At 69.9% G+C, this 14,351-nt stretch carries 14 protein-coding genes; 7 read left to right on the top strand and 7 right to left on the bottom strand.

The genetic code is table 11. The features are described 5' to 3' along the window. Positions 1-289: 289 nt before the first annotated feature. From E1161_RS20625 to E1161_RS20610, 4 genes are read right to left on the bottom strand one after another with little or no spacing between them, the layout of a single operon-like run. Positions 290-1,015 carry an HpcH/HpaI aldolase family protein gene (locus E1161_RS20625; protein WP_132625792.1) on the bottom strand — a complete coding sequence of 242 codons (726 nt, stop codon included), beginning with the start codon at positions 1,013-1,015 and terminating at the stop codon, positions 290-292. After that, on the bottom strand, positions 1,012-1,770 hold the full coding sequence (locus tag E1161_RS20620) for an SDR family NAD(P)-dependent oxidoreductase (protein WP_132625790.1): 759 nt from the start codon (positions 1,768-1,770) through the stop codon (positions 1,012-1,014). Before E1161_RS20620 ends, E1161_RS20625 begins: the two co-directional genes overlap by 4 nt. Beyond that, positions 1,767-2,435 (bottom strand): alpha/beta fold hydrolase, encoded by a 669-nt coding sequence (locus E1161_RS20615; RefSeq protein WP_235875176.1) that lies wholly within the window; start codon positions 2,433-2,435, stop codon positions 1,767-1,769. The genes E1161_RS20620 and E1161_RS20615 overlap by 4 nt, the downstream gene beginning before the upstream one ends. Next, on the bottom strand, positions 2,432-3,568 hold the full coding sequence (locus E1161_RS20610; RefSeq protein WP_132625788.1) for a cupin domain-containing protein: 1,137 nt from the start codon (positions 3,566-3,568) through the stop codon (positions 2,432-2,434). Before E1161_RS20610 ends, E1161_RS20615 begins: the two co-directional genes overlap by 4 nt. A gap of 101 nt (positions 3,569-3,669) precedes the next feature. Between E1161_RS20610 and E1161_RS20605 the strand changes: the two genes are divergently transcribed. After that, complete coding sequence (locus E1161_RS20605; protein ID WP_132625786.1) at positions 3,670-4,584, top strand: LysR family transcriptional regulator; 915 nt, start codon at positions 3,670-3,672, stop codon at positions 4,582-4,584. A 113-nt stretch (positions 4,585-4,697) separates the two neighbouring features. On the opposite strand, the gene E1161_RS20600 is transcribed toward E1161_RS20605, so the two are convergent. Next, on the bottom strand, positions 4,698-5,975 hold the full coding sequence (locus tag E1161_RS20600; RefSeq protein ID WP_132625784.1) for an MFS transporter: 1,278 nt from the start codon (positions 5,973-5,975) through the stop codon (positions 4,698-4,700). Positions 5,976-6,299: 324 nt separating this feature from the next. Here E1161_RS20600 and hisD point away from each other — a divergent pair, with 324 nt between their 5' ends. The 6 genes from hisD (at position 6,300) to E1161_RS20570 (ending at position 12,582) form a co-directional block, all read left to right on the top strand. Next, a complete protein-coding gene (hisD, locus tag E1161_RS20595; protein WP_132625782.1) occupies positions 6,300-7,631 on the top strand; it encodes a histidinol dehydrogenase in 1,332 nt (443 codons plus the stop codon). Then, a complete protein-coding gene (locus E1161_RS20590; RefSeq protein WP_132625780.1) occupies positions 7,628-8,788 on the top strand; it encodes an ester cyclase in 1,161 nt (386 codons plus the stop codon). Before hisD ends, E1161_RS20590 begins: the two co-directional genes overlap by 4 nt. 165 nt (positions 8,789-8,953) lie before the next feature. Further along, on the top strand, positions 8,954-9,352 hold the full coding sequence (locus E1161_RS20585; RefSeq protein WP_132625778.1) for a hypothetical protein: 399 nt from the start codon (positions 8,954-8,956) through the stop codon (positions 9,350-9,352). 51 nt (positions 9,353-9,403) lie between these two features. After that, positions 9,404-10,786, top strand: a complete 1,383-nt coding sequence (locus E1161_RS20580) for a glutamate decarboxylase (protein ID WP_132625776.1) — start codon at positions 9,404-9,406, stop codon at positions 10,784-10,786. A gap of 121 nt (positions 10,787-10,907) precedes the next feature. Further along, entirely contained in the window at positions 10,908-11,459 is a 552-nt protein-coding gene (locus E1161_RS20575; protein WP_132625774.1) for a sigma-70 family RNA polymerase sigma factor, read from the top strand. Between the two features lie 496 nt (positions 11,460-11,955). Next, complete coding sequence (locus E1161_RS20570; RefSeq protein WP_132625772.1) at positions 11,956-12,582, top strand: hypothetical protein; 627 nt, start codon at positions 11,956-11,958, stop codon at positions 12,580-12,582. Here the strand turns inward: E1161_RS20570 and E1161_RS20565 are convergent. Both E1161_RS20565 and E1161_RS20560 read right to left on the bottom strand, forming a co-directional pair. Next, a complete protein-coding gene (locus E1161_RS20565; RefSeq protein ID WP_132625770.1) occupies positions 12,579-13,421 on the bottom strand; it encodes an SAM-dependent methyltransferase in 843 nt (280 codons plus the stop codon). The genes E1161_RS20570 and E1161_RS20565 overlap by 4 nt on opposite strands. A gap of 18 nt (positions 13,422-13,439) precedes the next feature. Beyond that, complete coding sequence (locus E1161_RS20560) at positions 13,440-14,333, bottom strand: helix-turn-helix domain-containing protein (protein ID WP_132625768.1); 894 nt, start codon at positions 14,331-14,333, stop codon at positions 13,440-13,442. Positions 14,334-14,351 lie beyond the last annotated feature (18 nt).

Raw genomic sequence — 14,351 nt, 5'->3', positions numbered from 1 at the left:
TCGATGACGGGCGTCATGCGCTCGCAGCCATCCCGACGACCTCCAGCACCCCTTGGCGCAGCAAGTCGTTCTCGTCCGCGAAGTGGGAGGGCTTCAGGCGCGGCCCGCTCGGCGATCCGGGCGGAGCTGGCCTCCGCGCAACCGATGTCGGTGATCGTCTCGATCGCGATCTGACTCCGCCTGGCTTGCGCGGTGAAGGTGCGCCCCACACCTCGTCCTTCCCGGAGCTCCACCTGGGAGGACGAATTCCGACCAGACGAAGACGGGAAGGACGGGCAGGAACGGATCCTCAGTCGGTCAGGCTTCGCAGCAGTTGCATGAGGATGTGGGTGAGGTTGTAGAGCACCATCCCCGGCGGAGCCTGGGCGCCCTGCTCGGTGGAGCCGACGATGGTCATCAGCGGCTCGCCACCCGCGGCCTCGACGACCTGGGCGAGGCGGGCGACCACCTCCTGGTCCAACGGCCCGCTGCGCCCCATGGCCACCGAGAGGTCCGCGGGCCCCACCAGGACCGTGTCGACGCCCTCGACCGCGAGGATCTCGCTCGCGTTGTCGCACGCCTGCGGCGTTTCCAGCATGGGGACGACCATCGTGCTGCGCTGGGCTTGCGCGAGGTGCTCGGCGATGCTGTTGGTGCCGAAGCGACCGGCGCGGCTGTAGGTGGCGAAGCCGCGCTCCCCCAGTGGCGGGTAGTGCGCTGCCACCACCACCTCCCTCGCCTGCCCGGGCATGTCGACGTGCGGGACGATCACCCCCTGCGCGCCGAGGTCGAGCACGCGCAGCACCAGCGCCGGTTCGCGTTCGCCCACCCTGACCAGGACCGGGAGCCCGTGGGCGTCGGCGATCTGCAGGTGCTGCTGCAGGCTCAGCAGGTCGGCGGGGCCGTGCTCGCAGTCGATGACCGCGTAGTCGAGCCCCGCCACGGCGGCCATCTCCAGCAGGTTCTCCGAGGGCAGCCGGAGCAGGCCGCCGTGCAGCCGTTCGCCCGCCAGCACTCGTTGCTTCAGGGTCTTCACCGCGCCACCATCCCCGCCGAGAGGTCGATGTCGGCTCCGCACATCCCGCGCATCTGCAGCATCGCCACCAGCGCCTGGCCGACTTCCTCCTCGGTCACCATCCGCCGCAGCAGCGCGCGGGAGACGAACTCCTGCTCGGCAGCGGCCTCGGTGATCCCGGTGCGTTCGGCTTCGAGCCGGAAGTTGCGGGTCATGCGCGGCCCTTCGACCGGCCCCGGCGACAGCGAGTTCACCGCCACCCCGTGCGGTCCGACCTCTCCCGCCAGCGTCGTGGTCAGCCCGATCACGGCGGCTTTCGAGGCGCAGTACGGGGTTCTGCGCAGCAGCGGCCGCTTTCCGGACACCGAGGCGACGTTGACGACGTCGCCGCTGCCCCGGTCGAGCATCTGCGGCAGGAACGCGCGGCACATCAGGTAGACGCCGCGCACGTTGATGTCGAAGACCTCGTCCCACTCGCCGGGTTCGATGTCCAGCAGCGGTTTGACGGGGCCGGCGATCCCGGCGTTGTTGACCAGGACCGAGATCTCCTCCCCCGCCAGTTCCCCTGCGAGCGCCGTCACCGAGTCGGGATCGGAGACGTCGCAGGTAGCGACGCGTCCGTCGCGACCGCCGAGGGTCTCCTCCAGGGTGTCGCGCTTGCGGCCCACGGCGACGACCCGGGCTCCAGCGGCCGACAGCGCCCGGGACATCGCACGCCCCAAGCCGTTGCCGCCGCCGGTGACCAGCGCCGTTCGCCCGGTGAGCGATGTGGTCATCGTTCTCCTCGTTCCAGTAGTCGCCGGATGAGCGCACCCACCACGGCGGGTCGTTCCAGCGGGAGCAGGTGCCCGGCTCCGGAGAGCACGTGCAGCCGTCCGCGTGACGCGTGCCTGACGATCTCCTCGTGGAACCCGTTCGGGCACAGGGCGTCCTGATCTCCGCACAGCACGCGCACCGGGCCGTCGTAACCGGCGATGGCGTCGAACGCCTCGGTGCGGGTGGCCTGGGCGGCGAGCTGGGCGCGGAAGGTCTCGGGCCCGATCCGCTCGGCCATGCCCAGGAACCGGTCCCGCAGAGGACTTCGGGATTCGGCGAACATCGCGGGCAGGACCTCCTCGACGACCTCGTCGAAGTCGGCCGCGGCCTGCCGCTCCCACGCCCGGCGCTGGTCCGGCCGGGGCGCTCCGGCGTTGGTCGACAGGGCACCGAACGCGCTCACCCGCTCCGGCGCTCGCCGCAGCACCTCGAACCCGACGATCGCGCCGAGGCTCAGTCCCACCAACGCGAACTCACCGTCCACTGCGGACAGGACCTGGTCGGCCATGCCACCGATGGTGGTTTCGGTGATCTCCGCGTGCACCACCTCGCCCGGCAGCTCCGGCAGATCCGACCACAGGTCGGCGTCGCAGAGCATGCCGGGCACCATGACGACCGGGCTCACTTGCCCACCGGTCGCGGGATGAGGTGGAACGGGGCCAGGTAACCGTTGTGGTCGACGCCGACACCGGCGTCCGCTGCGGCCTTGACGACCTCGTCGTCCCACTCCAGCCGGACCCTGCCGTCACCGCTGTTGATGACCAGGATGCTGGCGGTCTCGTCGGAGACGTTGCGGATGCGCCGCCACGCACCGGCCGGCACCGAGAGCATGTCCCACGGACCGAGCCGCACCGAGACCCCCTCCTCGCGGTTGACCGTCACCTCCCACTCGCCGTCCTTGACCAGTAGGACCTGCGTTGCCGCGTGCCGGTGGGTGAGCATGCCCCCACCAGGGGCCGCGCGCAGCCAGGAGATGTTGTGGCCGTGCGGGTTGTAGATGCGCGGTTCCTGCAGCCGGTCCTCGGTCATGCCGAAACCGATGACCTGCGCCAGCTCGGCAGCCCCGCCCGGCAGCGCCGAACCGAGCAGCGCCCGGGCCGACCACTCCAGGTCGTCGGCGGTGGCGACGCGCTCGCGCATCTTCTCCACCGGGAAGGAGCTCAACCCGGCGATGTCCTCCGGGCTCATCGGGCGCTTGAGCTCGCCGTCCTCGGGCTTCTCATCGCCGGCGAGGGTGTCGACGAGCCGGTTGTCCTCGGTCAGGAACAGACCGTGCCCCTCGGCCTCGCGCAGCACGCTCGGGCCCCAGATGATGCCGCCGGTGTCGTCGTGGCCGAGGGCGGTGAACAGCCAGCCGTCGTCGGGCCCGATGTTGGTGAAGCCCCGGAAGATCCAGGTGGGGACGGAGGCGATGTCGCCCTCCCGCAGCACCAGCTCGCCCTCCTGCCCGTCGGCGCCCCAGCGCAGCAGGAACTCCCCCCGGAAGCAGATGAACACCTCGGCGGTGAAGTGCAGGTGCAGGTTGTTGACGACGCCGTGGGGCATCGCGGCCGCGCCGATGTTGTAGCCGTGCGCCTCGCGCAGGTTGACCACCTGGTTCGGGCTCTGGGTCACCCCCGGCCCGATCATCGAGTAGTTCTCCTTGCGGTCGGAGCCCGGTGTGCGGCAGTCGATGAACGCCTGGTTGCACGAGACGAAGTCCGATCGCCGGATCGTCCGCCGCTCCAGTTCCTGCCGGGTCACCTCGACCTGAGACATCAGCACCTCCGTGTGAATACGTATGTATGGATAAGAACCGTTGTGGAGGGCCATGTCAATAGGACTCGGGAAACCGTCTACGCATGCCGTAGGGTTCGGCCGTGACCCTCAACCAGCTGCGCGCGTTCCTGCTGGCCCACCGACTCGGCACGTTCACGGCGGTGGCGGGCGAGCTCGACATGGCCCAGCCGTCGGTGTCCGAACTCGTCCGGCGGCTCGAAGAGGAGCTGGGCACCGCGCTGTTCGCCCGCGGCAGCCGCAAGCTGACGCTCTCAGAAGCCGGGCGCGAGCTGCTGCCCCACGCCGAGCAGGCCCTGGCGGCGGTGGACCACGGCGGCGCGGCCGTGCGCGCGCTGAACACGCTCACCGGGGGCACCGCCACGTTCGGGCTGCTGCGCAACGCCGACTACTACCTGCTGTCGGACCTGGTCCGGCAGTTCCTCGACCGCTACCCCGACGTCAAGGTCCGCCTGGTGGGGCAGAACTCGGCCGAGACCGCGGCAGCGGTCCGCGACGGCGACCTGGAAGCCGGTCTGGTCGTGCTTCCCATCGACGACGAGGCCCTGTCGGTCACCCCGTTGGCGCGCGACGAGGTCCTCTACGTCAGCCCCGACCCCGAGCGCACCCGGCGGCCGGTCGCGGTCGAGGACCTCACGACCGCACCGCTGATCCTCTACGACGCCCGCTACGGCTGGGCTGATCCGACCCGCCGCCAGCTGGCCGAACGCGCCCAGCTCGTCGGGGTCGCGCTGGACGCCGGGATCGAGGTCGAGCACGTGGAGTCCGCGTTGCGGCTGGCGGCCCAGGGATTCGGCGACACGATCGCCTCCCGCGCGGTGGTCAACAGCCGTCGCTTCCCGGCCGAGCTGCACACCGCCCCGTTCGCCGAACCTCTCTACGACACGATCGCCCTGATCCACCGCCGCAACCGCACGCTCTCCCCGGCCACCGGCGAACTCGCCCGCCTCGCCCAGGAGACCCTCCTCGAAGGAGGAGCCTCCTGGGCGGACGCGTGATCCTCGTTTCCAGAACCTGCGCGCCGGCGGCGCAGCCGCGAGAGGTGAAGACCACCCCCGCGACTGGCGCCGCCGCTACCCGCACCGCTGAGCAGGACGAGCGTGGAACCCGACTACTCCATCGGTTTCCCGGTGGTGAGGTCGAGGCGGTAGCTCTCCTCCATCCACTTGATGACCACGACGAGGGAGATCACCGCGGCGACCGCGAGGTAGCCCCAGACGGCGTAGATCGTGCCGAAGGTGCTCACCAGCAGTGCCGAGACGAACGGCGTGATGCCGGAGAACAGGGCGAACGAGCAGTTGTAGGCGACGCCTCCGGCGCTGAACCGGGTCTTGGTCGCGAACAGCTCGGCCACGCAGACCGTCACGATGCCGGTCAGGAAGAACTCCGGGATCACGTAGATCAGCTGCGCGATCACCGCCGCGGTGAACGTGCCCACCTGAGCGACCGCGAAGGCCACCGGGATCAGCACGAGCGCCGAGAGGTACCCGGTGATGAGCATCGGACGTCGACCGATCCGGTCCGAGAGCGCACCCGCCAGCGGCAGCAGCGGGATGATCGCCGCGACCGAGATGGCGTTGGAGCCCAGGGCCTCCGCCCGCGACAGGCCGACGTTGGACGACAGGAACTCCGGCAGGTACGTGACCCAGGTGTAGGACACGATCGCCAGGGTGATCGACGAGCCGCAGAACACCAGCATCTCGCGCCACTGGGACTTGAACGCCTCGGTGAGCGGCGCCTTGACGACATCCGCACCGTCGGCGGTGGCCTTGACGAACTCCGGCGTCTCGCCGACGCGCTTGCGCACCCAGAGCCCGACGAGGCTCAGCGGCAGCGCGAGCAGGAACGGGATCCGCCAGCCGTAGCTCTGCAGCGCGGCCTCGTCGAAGACGGCGGCGGTGAGCGCGGAAACACCCGCGCCGCCGAGGATTCCGACGAACACGCTGATGGAGACGAACGAGGTGTAGTAGGCGCGTCGTTTCGGTTCGGCCCATTCCACGACGAACGCGATGGCGCCCACGTACTCGCCGCCGGAGATCAGGGCCTGCACCATCCTCATCGCCAGCAGCAGCAGCGGTGCGAGCATGCCGACCTGCGCGTAGCTGGGCAGCACACCGATCAGCGCGGTGCACAGACCCATCAGCGCGATCGTCCACAGCAGAACGCTCCGGCGACCGAAGCGGTCACCCCAGCGCCCGAGGATCATGCCGCCGAGGGGTCGGATGATCGTGCCGATGGCCAGGATCGCGTACGTGCTCAGCACACCGACGACGGGATCCTGGGAGGGGAAGAACACCGGCGCCATGACCGGTGCGAGATAGCCGTAGATGCCGAAATCGAACTGCTCGACGAAGTTGCCGATCACGCCGGCCGTGACGGCTCTGCGCATCGGTGCCTGGGACTGTGCCTGCTTTTCGGGCACGGGAGTTGAAGTCGACAAACGTAGCTCCGAGATCCGGGGCGGGCATCGTCGCCCGCGCATGCCTGTTGCTCGATGGGACGAGTCGGCGAATTCGCAAGAGAGTCGCAGTGCCCGAATCGTGTGTCAAGCCCCACATGCATACGGATGAATTCTCGATGCGGGAGGATCGAGCCCGCTCGACACCGATTGTGCATACGGATTAGCAGATCGTGATCGCACAGGGTTGTCCTATGCCTCCCACAAGGAACTCCACTCTTGTCCTGTGATCCAGCCCCGCTTAGCGTTCGCCTCATGCGATTCAGCTCACGGCTGCTCGGCGATCTGGCCGGGCGGTTCGAACACCTCAAAGCGCCCGCCTCGGACGCACCCGCGGCGCAGCAGGATCCCCGCGTGGCGCAGCGCGTCTCGGAGATGCTCGGCGAGATCGAACGGGACGGCTTCGACGCGGTGCTGCGCTACGCGCGCGACCTGGACGGCTGGGTCGATCCGGACGTCGAGCTCACCCAGGAGGCCATCAGGGCGTCCGGTGACGCGCTCAGGCCCGAGCACCGCGCGGCGCTGGAGCTCGGCGCCGAGCGCACCCGGCGGTTCGCCGAACTGCAACGCGCGGGCCTGTCCGACGCCGAGGTCGAGCTCGCCCCCGGCCTGACCACCGGATACCGCTACGTGCCGGTGCAGAGCGTCGGCGCGTACCTGCCCGCGGGCCGGTTCCCGCTGACCGCGGGCGCGTTCATGACCGTCGGCGTCGCCAAGGCCGCCGGGGTCCCGACCGTGGTGGCGTGCCTGCCTCCCGGCAAGAACGGCGAGGCGGACCCGGCGGTGGTGTACTCCGCGCACCTGTCGGGCGTGGACCGGGTGTTCGTGCTGGGTGGCGTGCAGGCGCTCGCGGCGATGTCGTTCGGGCTGCTCGGCGAGGCGCCGGTGGACATGATCGTCGGCGCGGGCAACGCCTTCGTCGCAGAGGCCAAGCGGCAGCTGTTCGGCCGCGTGGCCATCGACCTGCTGGCCGGACCGTCGGAGGTCGCGGTGATCGCCGACGAGACCGCCGATCCGGAACTGGTCGCCGCTGACCTGCTCGGCCAGGCCGAGCACGGCGTCAACTCCCCCGCCGCGCTGGTCACCACTTCCCGCGAGCTGGGCGGAGCGGTCATCGAGGAGGCCGACAAGCAGCTCTCCTCACTGGCCACCGAGGAGATCGCCGGTCCGGCCTGGCGGGACTTCGGCTCGGTGACCTGGGCTCGGGACCGCGAGACCGCCGTGGCGCTGATGGACGACCTGGCTCCCGAACACCTGGAGATCCAGACCGCCGACGACGGCTTCTACCACGACTCGCTGCGCAACTACGGCTCGATCTTCCTGGGCACGTGGAGCACGGTCGCCTACTCGGACAAGGGCATGGCGGGCACCAACCACGTGCTGCCCACCGCGGGCGGCGCCCGGCACAGCGCGGGCCTCTCGGTGTCCCGGTTCCTGAAACCGCTGACCTACCAGCGCGTTTCGCGAGAGGCGACGCCGCTGCTGGCCGAGGCCGTGGAGACCATTTCCGACTACGAGGGCATGGCGGCGCACCAGGCCACCGCGACGCTGCGGCTGGAGCGCCTCCGGGAGGACGACGACCGATGACCGAGGTTTCCGAGCAGATCGCAGGCTCCCCCGGCGGCACCATGGAGCCCGGGAAGCGCACCATGCCGAGCGATTTCAGCATCGCCGTGCGCCCGGGTTCCGGCGCGACGTTGGGTGGAGTGAACTACGGCGGTGAGCGCCGCCAGTCGATGGAGGGGTTCGAGGACACCTACACCGACATCGTCGACTACATCGTCCGGATCACCCACCGCATCTGGGAGGACCAGGACGTCGGCTACATCTACGACACCTACAGCCCCGGCTGCCGGCTCTACGATGACAGCGGTTTCCGCTACGGCGTGGAGAGCCTGGTCAACGGCACGATGCAGAGCATCAACGCCTTCCCCGACTGCCGCCACTACGCCGACGACGTGATCTGGGCGGGCAGCGACACCGAGGGCTTCGTGACCTCGCACCGGGCGATCAACATCGGCCACCACACCGGGCCGTGGCGGTGGGGACCGCCGACCGGCCGCAGGCTGGAGACCTGGGTGATGGCCAACTGCGTGGTGTGGCAGAACGAGATCTTCGAGGAGTGGGTCCTCTACAACACCGCCGCCAAGCTGCAGAAGCTCGGCATCCCGGTGGTCGAGGCCGCCCGCACCTACGCCCGCGAGGGCGGCGTGACCCCGCTGACCGAGCGGCAGTTCTCCGAGGCTCACCGCCTCGACGGCGGCCGGAAGCCGATGCCGATCCCGGAACCGGACAACCGCGCGGGTTTCGACGTCGAGGGCACGGTCCGGGCGCTGTTCCACAACACCTACAACCGGCGTGACCTGAGCACGATCGACCGGGTCTACGCCGACAACGTCCGCTGGCACGGCACCACCAACCGCGCCGGCTACGGACGTTCGGACGTGCGCGCGATGGCCCGCGGGCTGCTCGCGACGTTCCCCGACCTGGGCGTGCAGGTTGACGAGGTCTACTGGATGGGCAACGACACCGACGGCTACAGCATCTCGGCGCGCTGGTCGGGCATCGGTACCCACCGGGGCTTCGGCCTCTACGGCAAGCCCACCGGCAAGCGGGCTCACCTCTGGGGCATCTCGCAGCTCTACGTGATGAACGGCCGCATCGTCGAGGAGTGGTCGCTGTTCAACGAGTTCGACGTCATCGCCCAGCTCGTCAGCGAGGACGGCGGACCGGAACTCCTCTGATCCCCCGCTCCACCCGGGTGTCCGCGATTCGTGGCCACCCGGGTGGATGAACGGGGCCCGCGTTCCTGTGCGAGCGGGCCGGTGGCAGACTCGAGGCGCTGGACATTACCAACAGGTAATGGCACATTCGACGTTCGCACGCGCGGCCGCGAGGAGGCAGTGGACGTGAGCGGTTCCGAAGTCGACGCCCTGCTCGACGAGCTGCGGCAGCAAGGTTGGGAGTCCTACGTGTTCGGGCCGCGCGACGACCCGAGCGCAGTCGGCATGGCTTACCGCTGGGAGACCTGCGCCGACGTCCTGGTGCTGCACGCCGAGGACGAGGCCACCGCCTACCGGATGCCGCTGTGCCCGAACGCCGATCTCTTCGCGCCCGCGACCGTGTCCTGGCACTACCACGCCCCCGCCGAGTGGACGATCCGCGCCGTGCTCTCGCTCCCCCGCCCCGGCACCCGCGACGCACCGCTGGCGATGCTGACCCCGCCGCCAGACTGCGGGGTCCCCGCCCACCTGCGCCGCAGGACGACCATCCGGCCCAATCCGCGCCGCACCCACGCCGCCACCTGATCGGGTGAGATCGGCGCTGCCGCGGCACCTTTCCACGGGCAACCTGAGCTGGTGCCGCTGACGCATCCGGACAACACGCCTCGCCCGCACCGCAGCGAACTCGCGGTGAACCCGATCTTCGCGCGCGAACCCGTGCACGTGCCCACCTACGACCTCCCCAGCCGGGGAACCGACCCGGAAGTCGCTTACCAGATAGTGCACGACGAGCTGATGCTCGACGGCAACGCGCGGCTGAACCTGGCGACCTTCGTGTCCACCTGGATGGAACCGCAGGCCGTCCGGCTGATGTCGGAGTGCTTCGACAAGAACATGATCGACAAGGACGAGTACCCGCGCATCGCGGCTCTGGAGGACCGCTGCGTGCGGATGCTCGCCGGGTTGTGGCACGCGCCCGACCCGCACCACGTCGTCGGCTGCTCCACCACCGGATCGTCCGAGGCGTGCATGCTCGCCGGCCTCGCGCTCAAGCGCCGCTGGCGGGGAACCGGCACGCCGAACATCGTGCTCGGCGCCAACGTGCAGGTCTGCTGGGAGAAGTTCGCCAACTTCTTCGAGGTCGAACCGCGGTACGTGCCGATGGAGGGCGACCGCTTCACGCTCTCCGCCGAGGAGGCGCTGCGGCGGGTCGACGAGAACACCATCGGCGTCGTGACCATCATGGGCTCGACCTTCGACGGCTCCTACGAACCCGTCGCCGAGGTCTGCCACGCGCTCGACGAGCTGGCCGCGCGCGGCGGCCCGGACGTGCCGGTGCACGTCGACGGGGCCTCCGGGGCGATGATCGCGCCGTTCCTGGATCCGGACCTGGTGTGGGACTTCCGGCTGCCGCGGGTGGCATCGATCAACACCTCCGGGCACAAGTACGGGCTGGTCTACCCGGGTGTCGGCTGGGTCGTGTGGCGCACGCCCGACGCGTTGCCCGACGAGCTGGTGTTCCGGGTGAACTACCTCGGCGGCGAGATGCCGACCTTCGCGTTGAACTTCTCCCGGCCGGGAGCCCAGGTGGCCGCGCAGTACTTCAGCTTCCTGCGGCTGGGGTTCGACGGATTCCGGCGGGTGCAGCAGGAGTGCCGCGACGTGGCGACGCGGCTGGCCCGCGAGATCGCCGCGCTCGGGCCGTTCGAGCTGCTCACCGACGGCAGCCACATCCCGGCCTTCGCGTTCAAGCTGCGCGACGTTCGGAACTATTCCGTTTTCGACGTTTCGGCAGCTCTGCGCACCAGCGGTTGGCTCGTTCCGGCCTATGCGTTCCCCGAGGACCGAACTGACCTTGCGGTGCTGCGAATCGTGGTGCGCAACGGGTTCAGCCACGACATGGCCGATCTGCTGCTCGACGACCTGCGCCGCGCGCTGCCGAGGCTGGAAGCGCAGCCCGCGCCCGTCCGGGGGCACGACTCCGCCGGCTTCGCCCACGGAGCCCGTTCCCGCGACTGACGGCGAGCGGTGGGAACTTCCCCCACACCCGGGAAAAACCGGGCCCGGAGCCGGTGGGGGTGATCACGCTCAGTCGATCAGCTGATCGCAAGCCGTTCGGAGCCGACTAGCCTGCCCGGTTATGAGTCGTTCCGAGGACGCGAACGCGCGGCTGACCGAGCTCGCGCTGCAGGCGCGTCGCGGTGACCCGCACGCCATGGAGTCCTTCATCCGGGAGAGCCAGCACGACGTCTGGCGCTTCGTCGCGCACCTGACCGGACCGCACCTCGCCGACGACCTCGCTCAGGAGACGTTCCTGCGCGCGTTCCGCAGCGTCCGCCGGTTCAACGCCCGCTCCTCGGCCCGCACCTGGTTGCTCACGATCGCCCGCCGCGTGGTCGTAGACCAGATCCGCTACGAGCGCTCCCGCCCGCGCACCACCCACACCACTCCGGCCACCGAGCCGACCTCGCCGGACACGGGTTTCGAGAACATCGTCGAGCTCAACCTGCTGCTGAGCGACCTCGACCCGGAACGCCGCGAAGCCCTGGTCCTCACCCAGGTCCTGGGCCTCCCCTACGCCGAAGCCGCCCACATCACCGGTTGCCCGGTCGGCACCATCCGCTCCCGAGTCGCCAGAGCCCGCGACCAACTCCTGTCCACCCGAACCCACCAAGACGAGGAAACCGGCTGAACTGATCGCACGAGCGCGGTCTTCGCCGCACGAGCACGTTGCGCCGCAGCAGCGCGAAGCCAGGCGCGAGCCCGTTATTCCAGATCCCGGACGTCGGCCCAGCTGTGCTCGACCGGTATGGACGCGATTCGCCGATCGTCCTCGTGAACCGGAGCACCACGCAGGACATCGATCACGGCGTCACCCTGGTTCGACGACTCGGCCCTCGCGTCCGCTACGCCTGGGACGCCACCTGACCGGACCAGGAAGGCCCGAGCAGGAACCGGCTGCGCACTTCAGGTGGGAGTTGGCGTGGCTGGGGCGGTCTGACCTGTTCTGTCCGAGCGCCACAAGACATTGATCACGATATGCCCGCTCCCGACCCCCCGCTCACAGCACCTCGGACTCCGGGTGACCCGGTGGGAACTCCTGGGCCGCGGGGAGCGACAGTAGCGGTGTGGACTGTTGCGTGTGCCGTGAGGCGCTGTCGGCGCGATCGGACGGTGAGGAACCTCCGGTGGCCTGGGCCGAGGTGGAGCGGCATCTCGTCGACTGCGGCGAGTGCCAGGACTGGGAAACCCGCGCCGTCGCGTTGAGCAGGGTGTTGCGGGTGCGGGCCGTGCCGAGCACCCCAGACCTGGCCGCGTCGGTGATGCGGGCGTTCCCGGCTCCCGCGGTCCGGCGCTGGCCCCGCGTGCTGCTCGGCGTCGTCGCCGCGGTGCAGATCGCGTTGGGCGTCGCGCAGCTGCTGGGAGCCGGTGGCCACGAGGCGATGGCCGGGCACGTGTTCCACGAGAGCACCGCCTGGAACCTCGCGCTCGGCGCCGGGTTCGGCTGGGCGGCCTGGCGGGTCCGCGCGTGTGCCGGGATGGTGCCGGTGCTCGGCGCGTTCCTCGCCGTGCTCACCTTCGTCAGCGTCCAAGACCTGGTGGCCGGCGTCGTCACCGCCGGTCGACTCGTCTCGCACCTGCCGCTGGTGGCGGCGCTGGTGCTGCTGCTGGTCATCCGCCACGACCACCGCGACGGCGGAACCGGCCCCGGCCACGGCGTCCGCCCGGGTGAGGACACCGCCACGACGGACGATCCCGACGAACCGGCACCACCGCGCGAGCTCGGCCCGACCGCCCACCGCCGGGCCGGTTAGCGCTTGCGGGCCATGGCGGCCCAGTAGTAAGCGCTGCGCGGGTCGACCTCGTGCTCCGGGTGGAGCTTGGTGATCCCGGACGGCTCCGGGTCGGGCCGCCACGCCAGCACCGGCGCCACTCCGGGCTCTACCAGGTCCATGCCCTCGAAGAGGGCCGCGACCTCGTCCTGTCCGCGCGGCTGGAACGGGATTCCGGACTGCTGGGCGGAGGCCACCACGCCTGCCATCGCTTCCGGGTCGAAGTCGGCGGTGGGGTGGGTGATCGTCAGGTAGCTGCCCGAGGAAACCGCGTCCACCAGCTTGCCGAGCACCTGCTCGACCTCCGAGTTCTCCCGGAAGTACATCAGCACCGCCACCAGCATCACGGCGGTCGGCTGCGTCAGGTCGAGCGTTTCGGCCAGCGCCGGGTCGGACAGGATCGAGTCCGGGTCGTGCAGGTCGGCGAAGATGAACCGGGTCGCGCCCTCGTCGGTGCTGGTCATCAGCGCGCGTGCGTGCGCGAGGACGATCGGGTCGTTGTCGACGTAGACCACGCGGCTGCTCGGTTCAGCGCTCTGCGCGACCTCGTGCACGTTGCCGCTGGTGGGAATTCCAGTACCGATGTCGAGGAACTGCCGGATGCCGCACTCCTGCACCAGGTATCGCACGGCGCGCCCGACGAACGCCCGGTTCGCCCGCGCCATGGTCTTGATGGTCGGGATGTGCTCGGCGATCGCATCGCCCAGCGCGCGGTCGGCCGCGAAGTTGTCCTTGCCGCCCAACCAGTAGTCGTAGACCCGCGCCTCGTGCGCGACGGTGCTGTCGATCTCGACCGGCAGCCGGCCACCCTGCTCGTTCATCGGCATCCCTCGCATCGCTCAGTACTCGTGCATCAACTCGCGCAGCAGCTGCGTGGTGTCCTGAGGTGTCGCCGCCTGCACGCTGAGCAGGTTCATCACCGCCTGGTACTGGTCCAGGTCGTTGCGCTTGTCCAGGTACAGCGCGCTGGTCAGCTGTTCCAGGTAGACCACGTCGGGCAGGTCCGACTCGGGGAACCGCACGATGGTGAACGGGCCGCCCGCCGCGGCGTGCCCGCCGACGCTGTAGGGCAGCAGCTGCACGGTCACGTTGGGGAGTTCGGAGATGCGGACCAAGTGCTCGATCTGCCCGCGCATGATCCGCTCACCGCCGATCGGGCGGCGCAGCGCGGCCTCGTCGATGACCGCCCACAGCGTCGGCGGTTCCGGTCGGGTGAGGATGTCCTGGCGACGCATCCGCAGCGCGACCCGTCGGTCGACCTCGGCCGACGGTTCCTGCCCGTGCCCCAGCAGGATCACCGCGCGCGCGTAGTCGGGGGTCTGCAGCAGGCCAGGCACGAACTGCGCCTCGTAGGTGCGGATGATCTCGGCGGCCTGCTCCAGGCCGAGGTAGGTCTCGAACCACGACGGCAGCAGGTCACCGTACTGGTGCCACCAGCCGGGCTCGTTGGCCTGCCGAGCCAGCGACAGGAACGCCGCGCGCTCGTCGGAGTCCTGGACGCCGTAGAGGGTGAGCAAGTCGTTGAGATCGCGTTCCCGGAAGCTGACCCGCCCCAGTTCGAGACGGCTGATCTTCGCGTGCGACCCGCGGATGGCATCACCGGCGGCCTCGCGGCTGATCCCGCGCTGTTCACGCAGGCGCCGAAGCTGACCGCCCAGCGCGATGCGCAGCACGGTGGGCCCAGCGGTGGACCCACCTTGCTGCCTGCCCTGTCTCTCCGGCTCGATGCTCATCGTGTCGATACCCCCATC

Origin of the sequence: Saccharopolyspora aridisoli (genome assembly GCF_004348445.1) — a bacterium.
Taxonomy (GTDB): domain Bacteria; phylum Actinomycetota; class Actinomycetes; order Mycobacteriales; family Pseudonocardiaceae; genus Saccharopolyspora; species Saccharopolyspora aridisoli.
Note: the sequence above shows the minus strand (reverse complement) of the source record. Positions and strands in the feature narration are given on the sequence as shown.

Coding starts and splice junctions, on each gene's coding strand:
- hisD (WP_132625782.1), top strand. CDS start 6,300: ATGCGATTCAGCTCACGGCTGCTCGGCGATCTGGCCGGGCGGTTCGAA.
- E1161_RS20590 (WP_132625780.1), top strand. CDS start 7,628: ATGACCGAGGTTTCCGAGCAGATCGCAGGCTCCCCCGGCGGCACCATG.
- E1161_RS20600 (WP_132625784.1), bottom strand. CDS start 5,975: ATGCGCAGAGCCGTCACGGCCGGCGTGATCGGCAACTTCGTCGAGCAG.
- E1161_RS20560 (WP_132625768.1), bottom strand. CDS start 14,333: ATGAGCATCGAGCCGGAGAGACAGGGCAGGCAGCAAGGTGGGTCCACC.
- E1161_RS20620 (WP_132625790.1), bottom strand. CDS start 1,770: ATGACCACATCGCTCACCGGGCGAACGGCGCTGGTCACCGGCGGCGGC.
- E1161_RS20565 (WP_132625770.1), bottom strand. CDS start 13,421: ATGAACGAGCAGGGTGGCCGGCTGCCGGTCGAGATCGACAGCACCGTC.
- E1161_RS20575 (WP_132625774.1), top strand. CDS start 10,908: ATGAGTCGTTCCGAGGACGCGAACGCGCGGCTGACCGAGCTCGCGCTG.
- E1161_RS20610 (WP_132625788.1), bottom strand. CDS start 3,568: ATGTCTCAGGTCGAGGTGACCCGGCAGGAACTGGAGCGGCGGACGATC.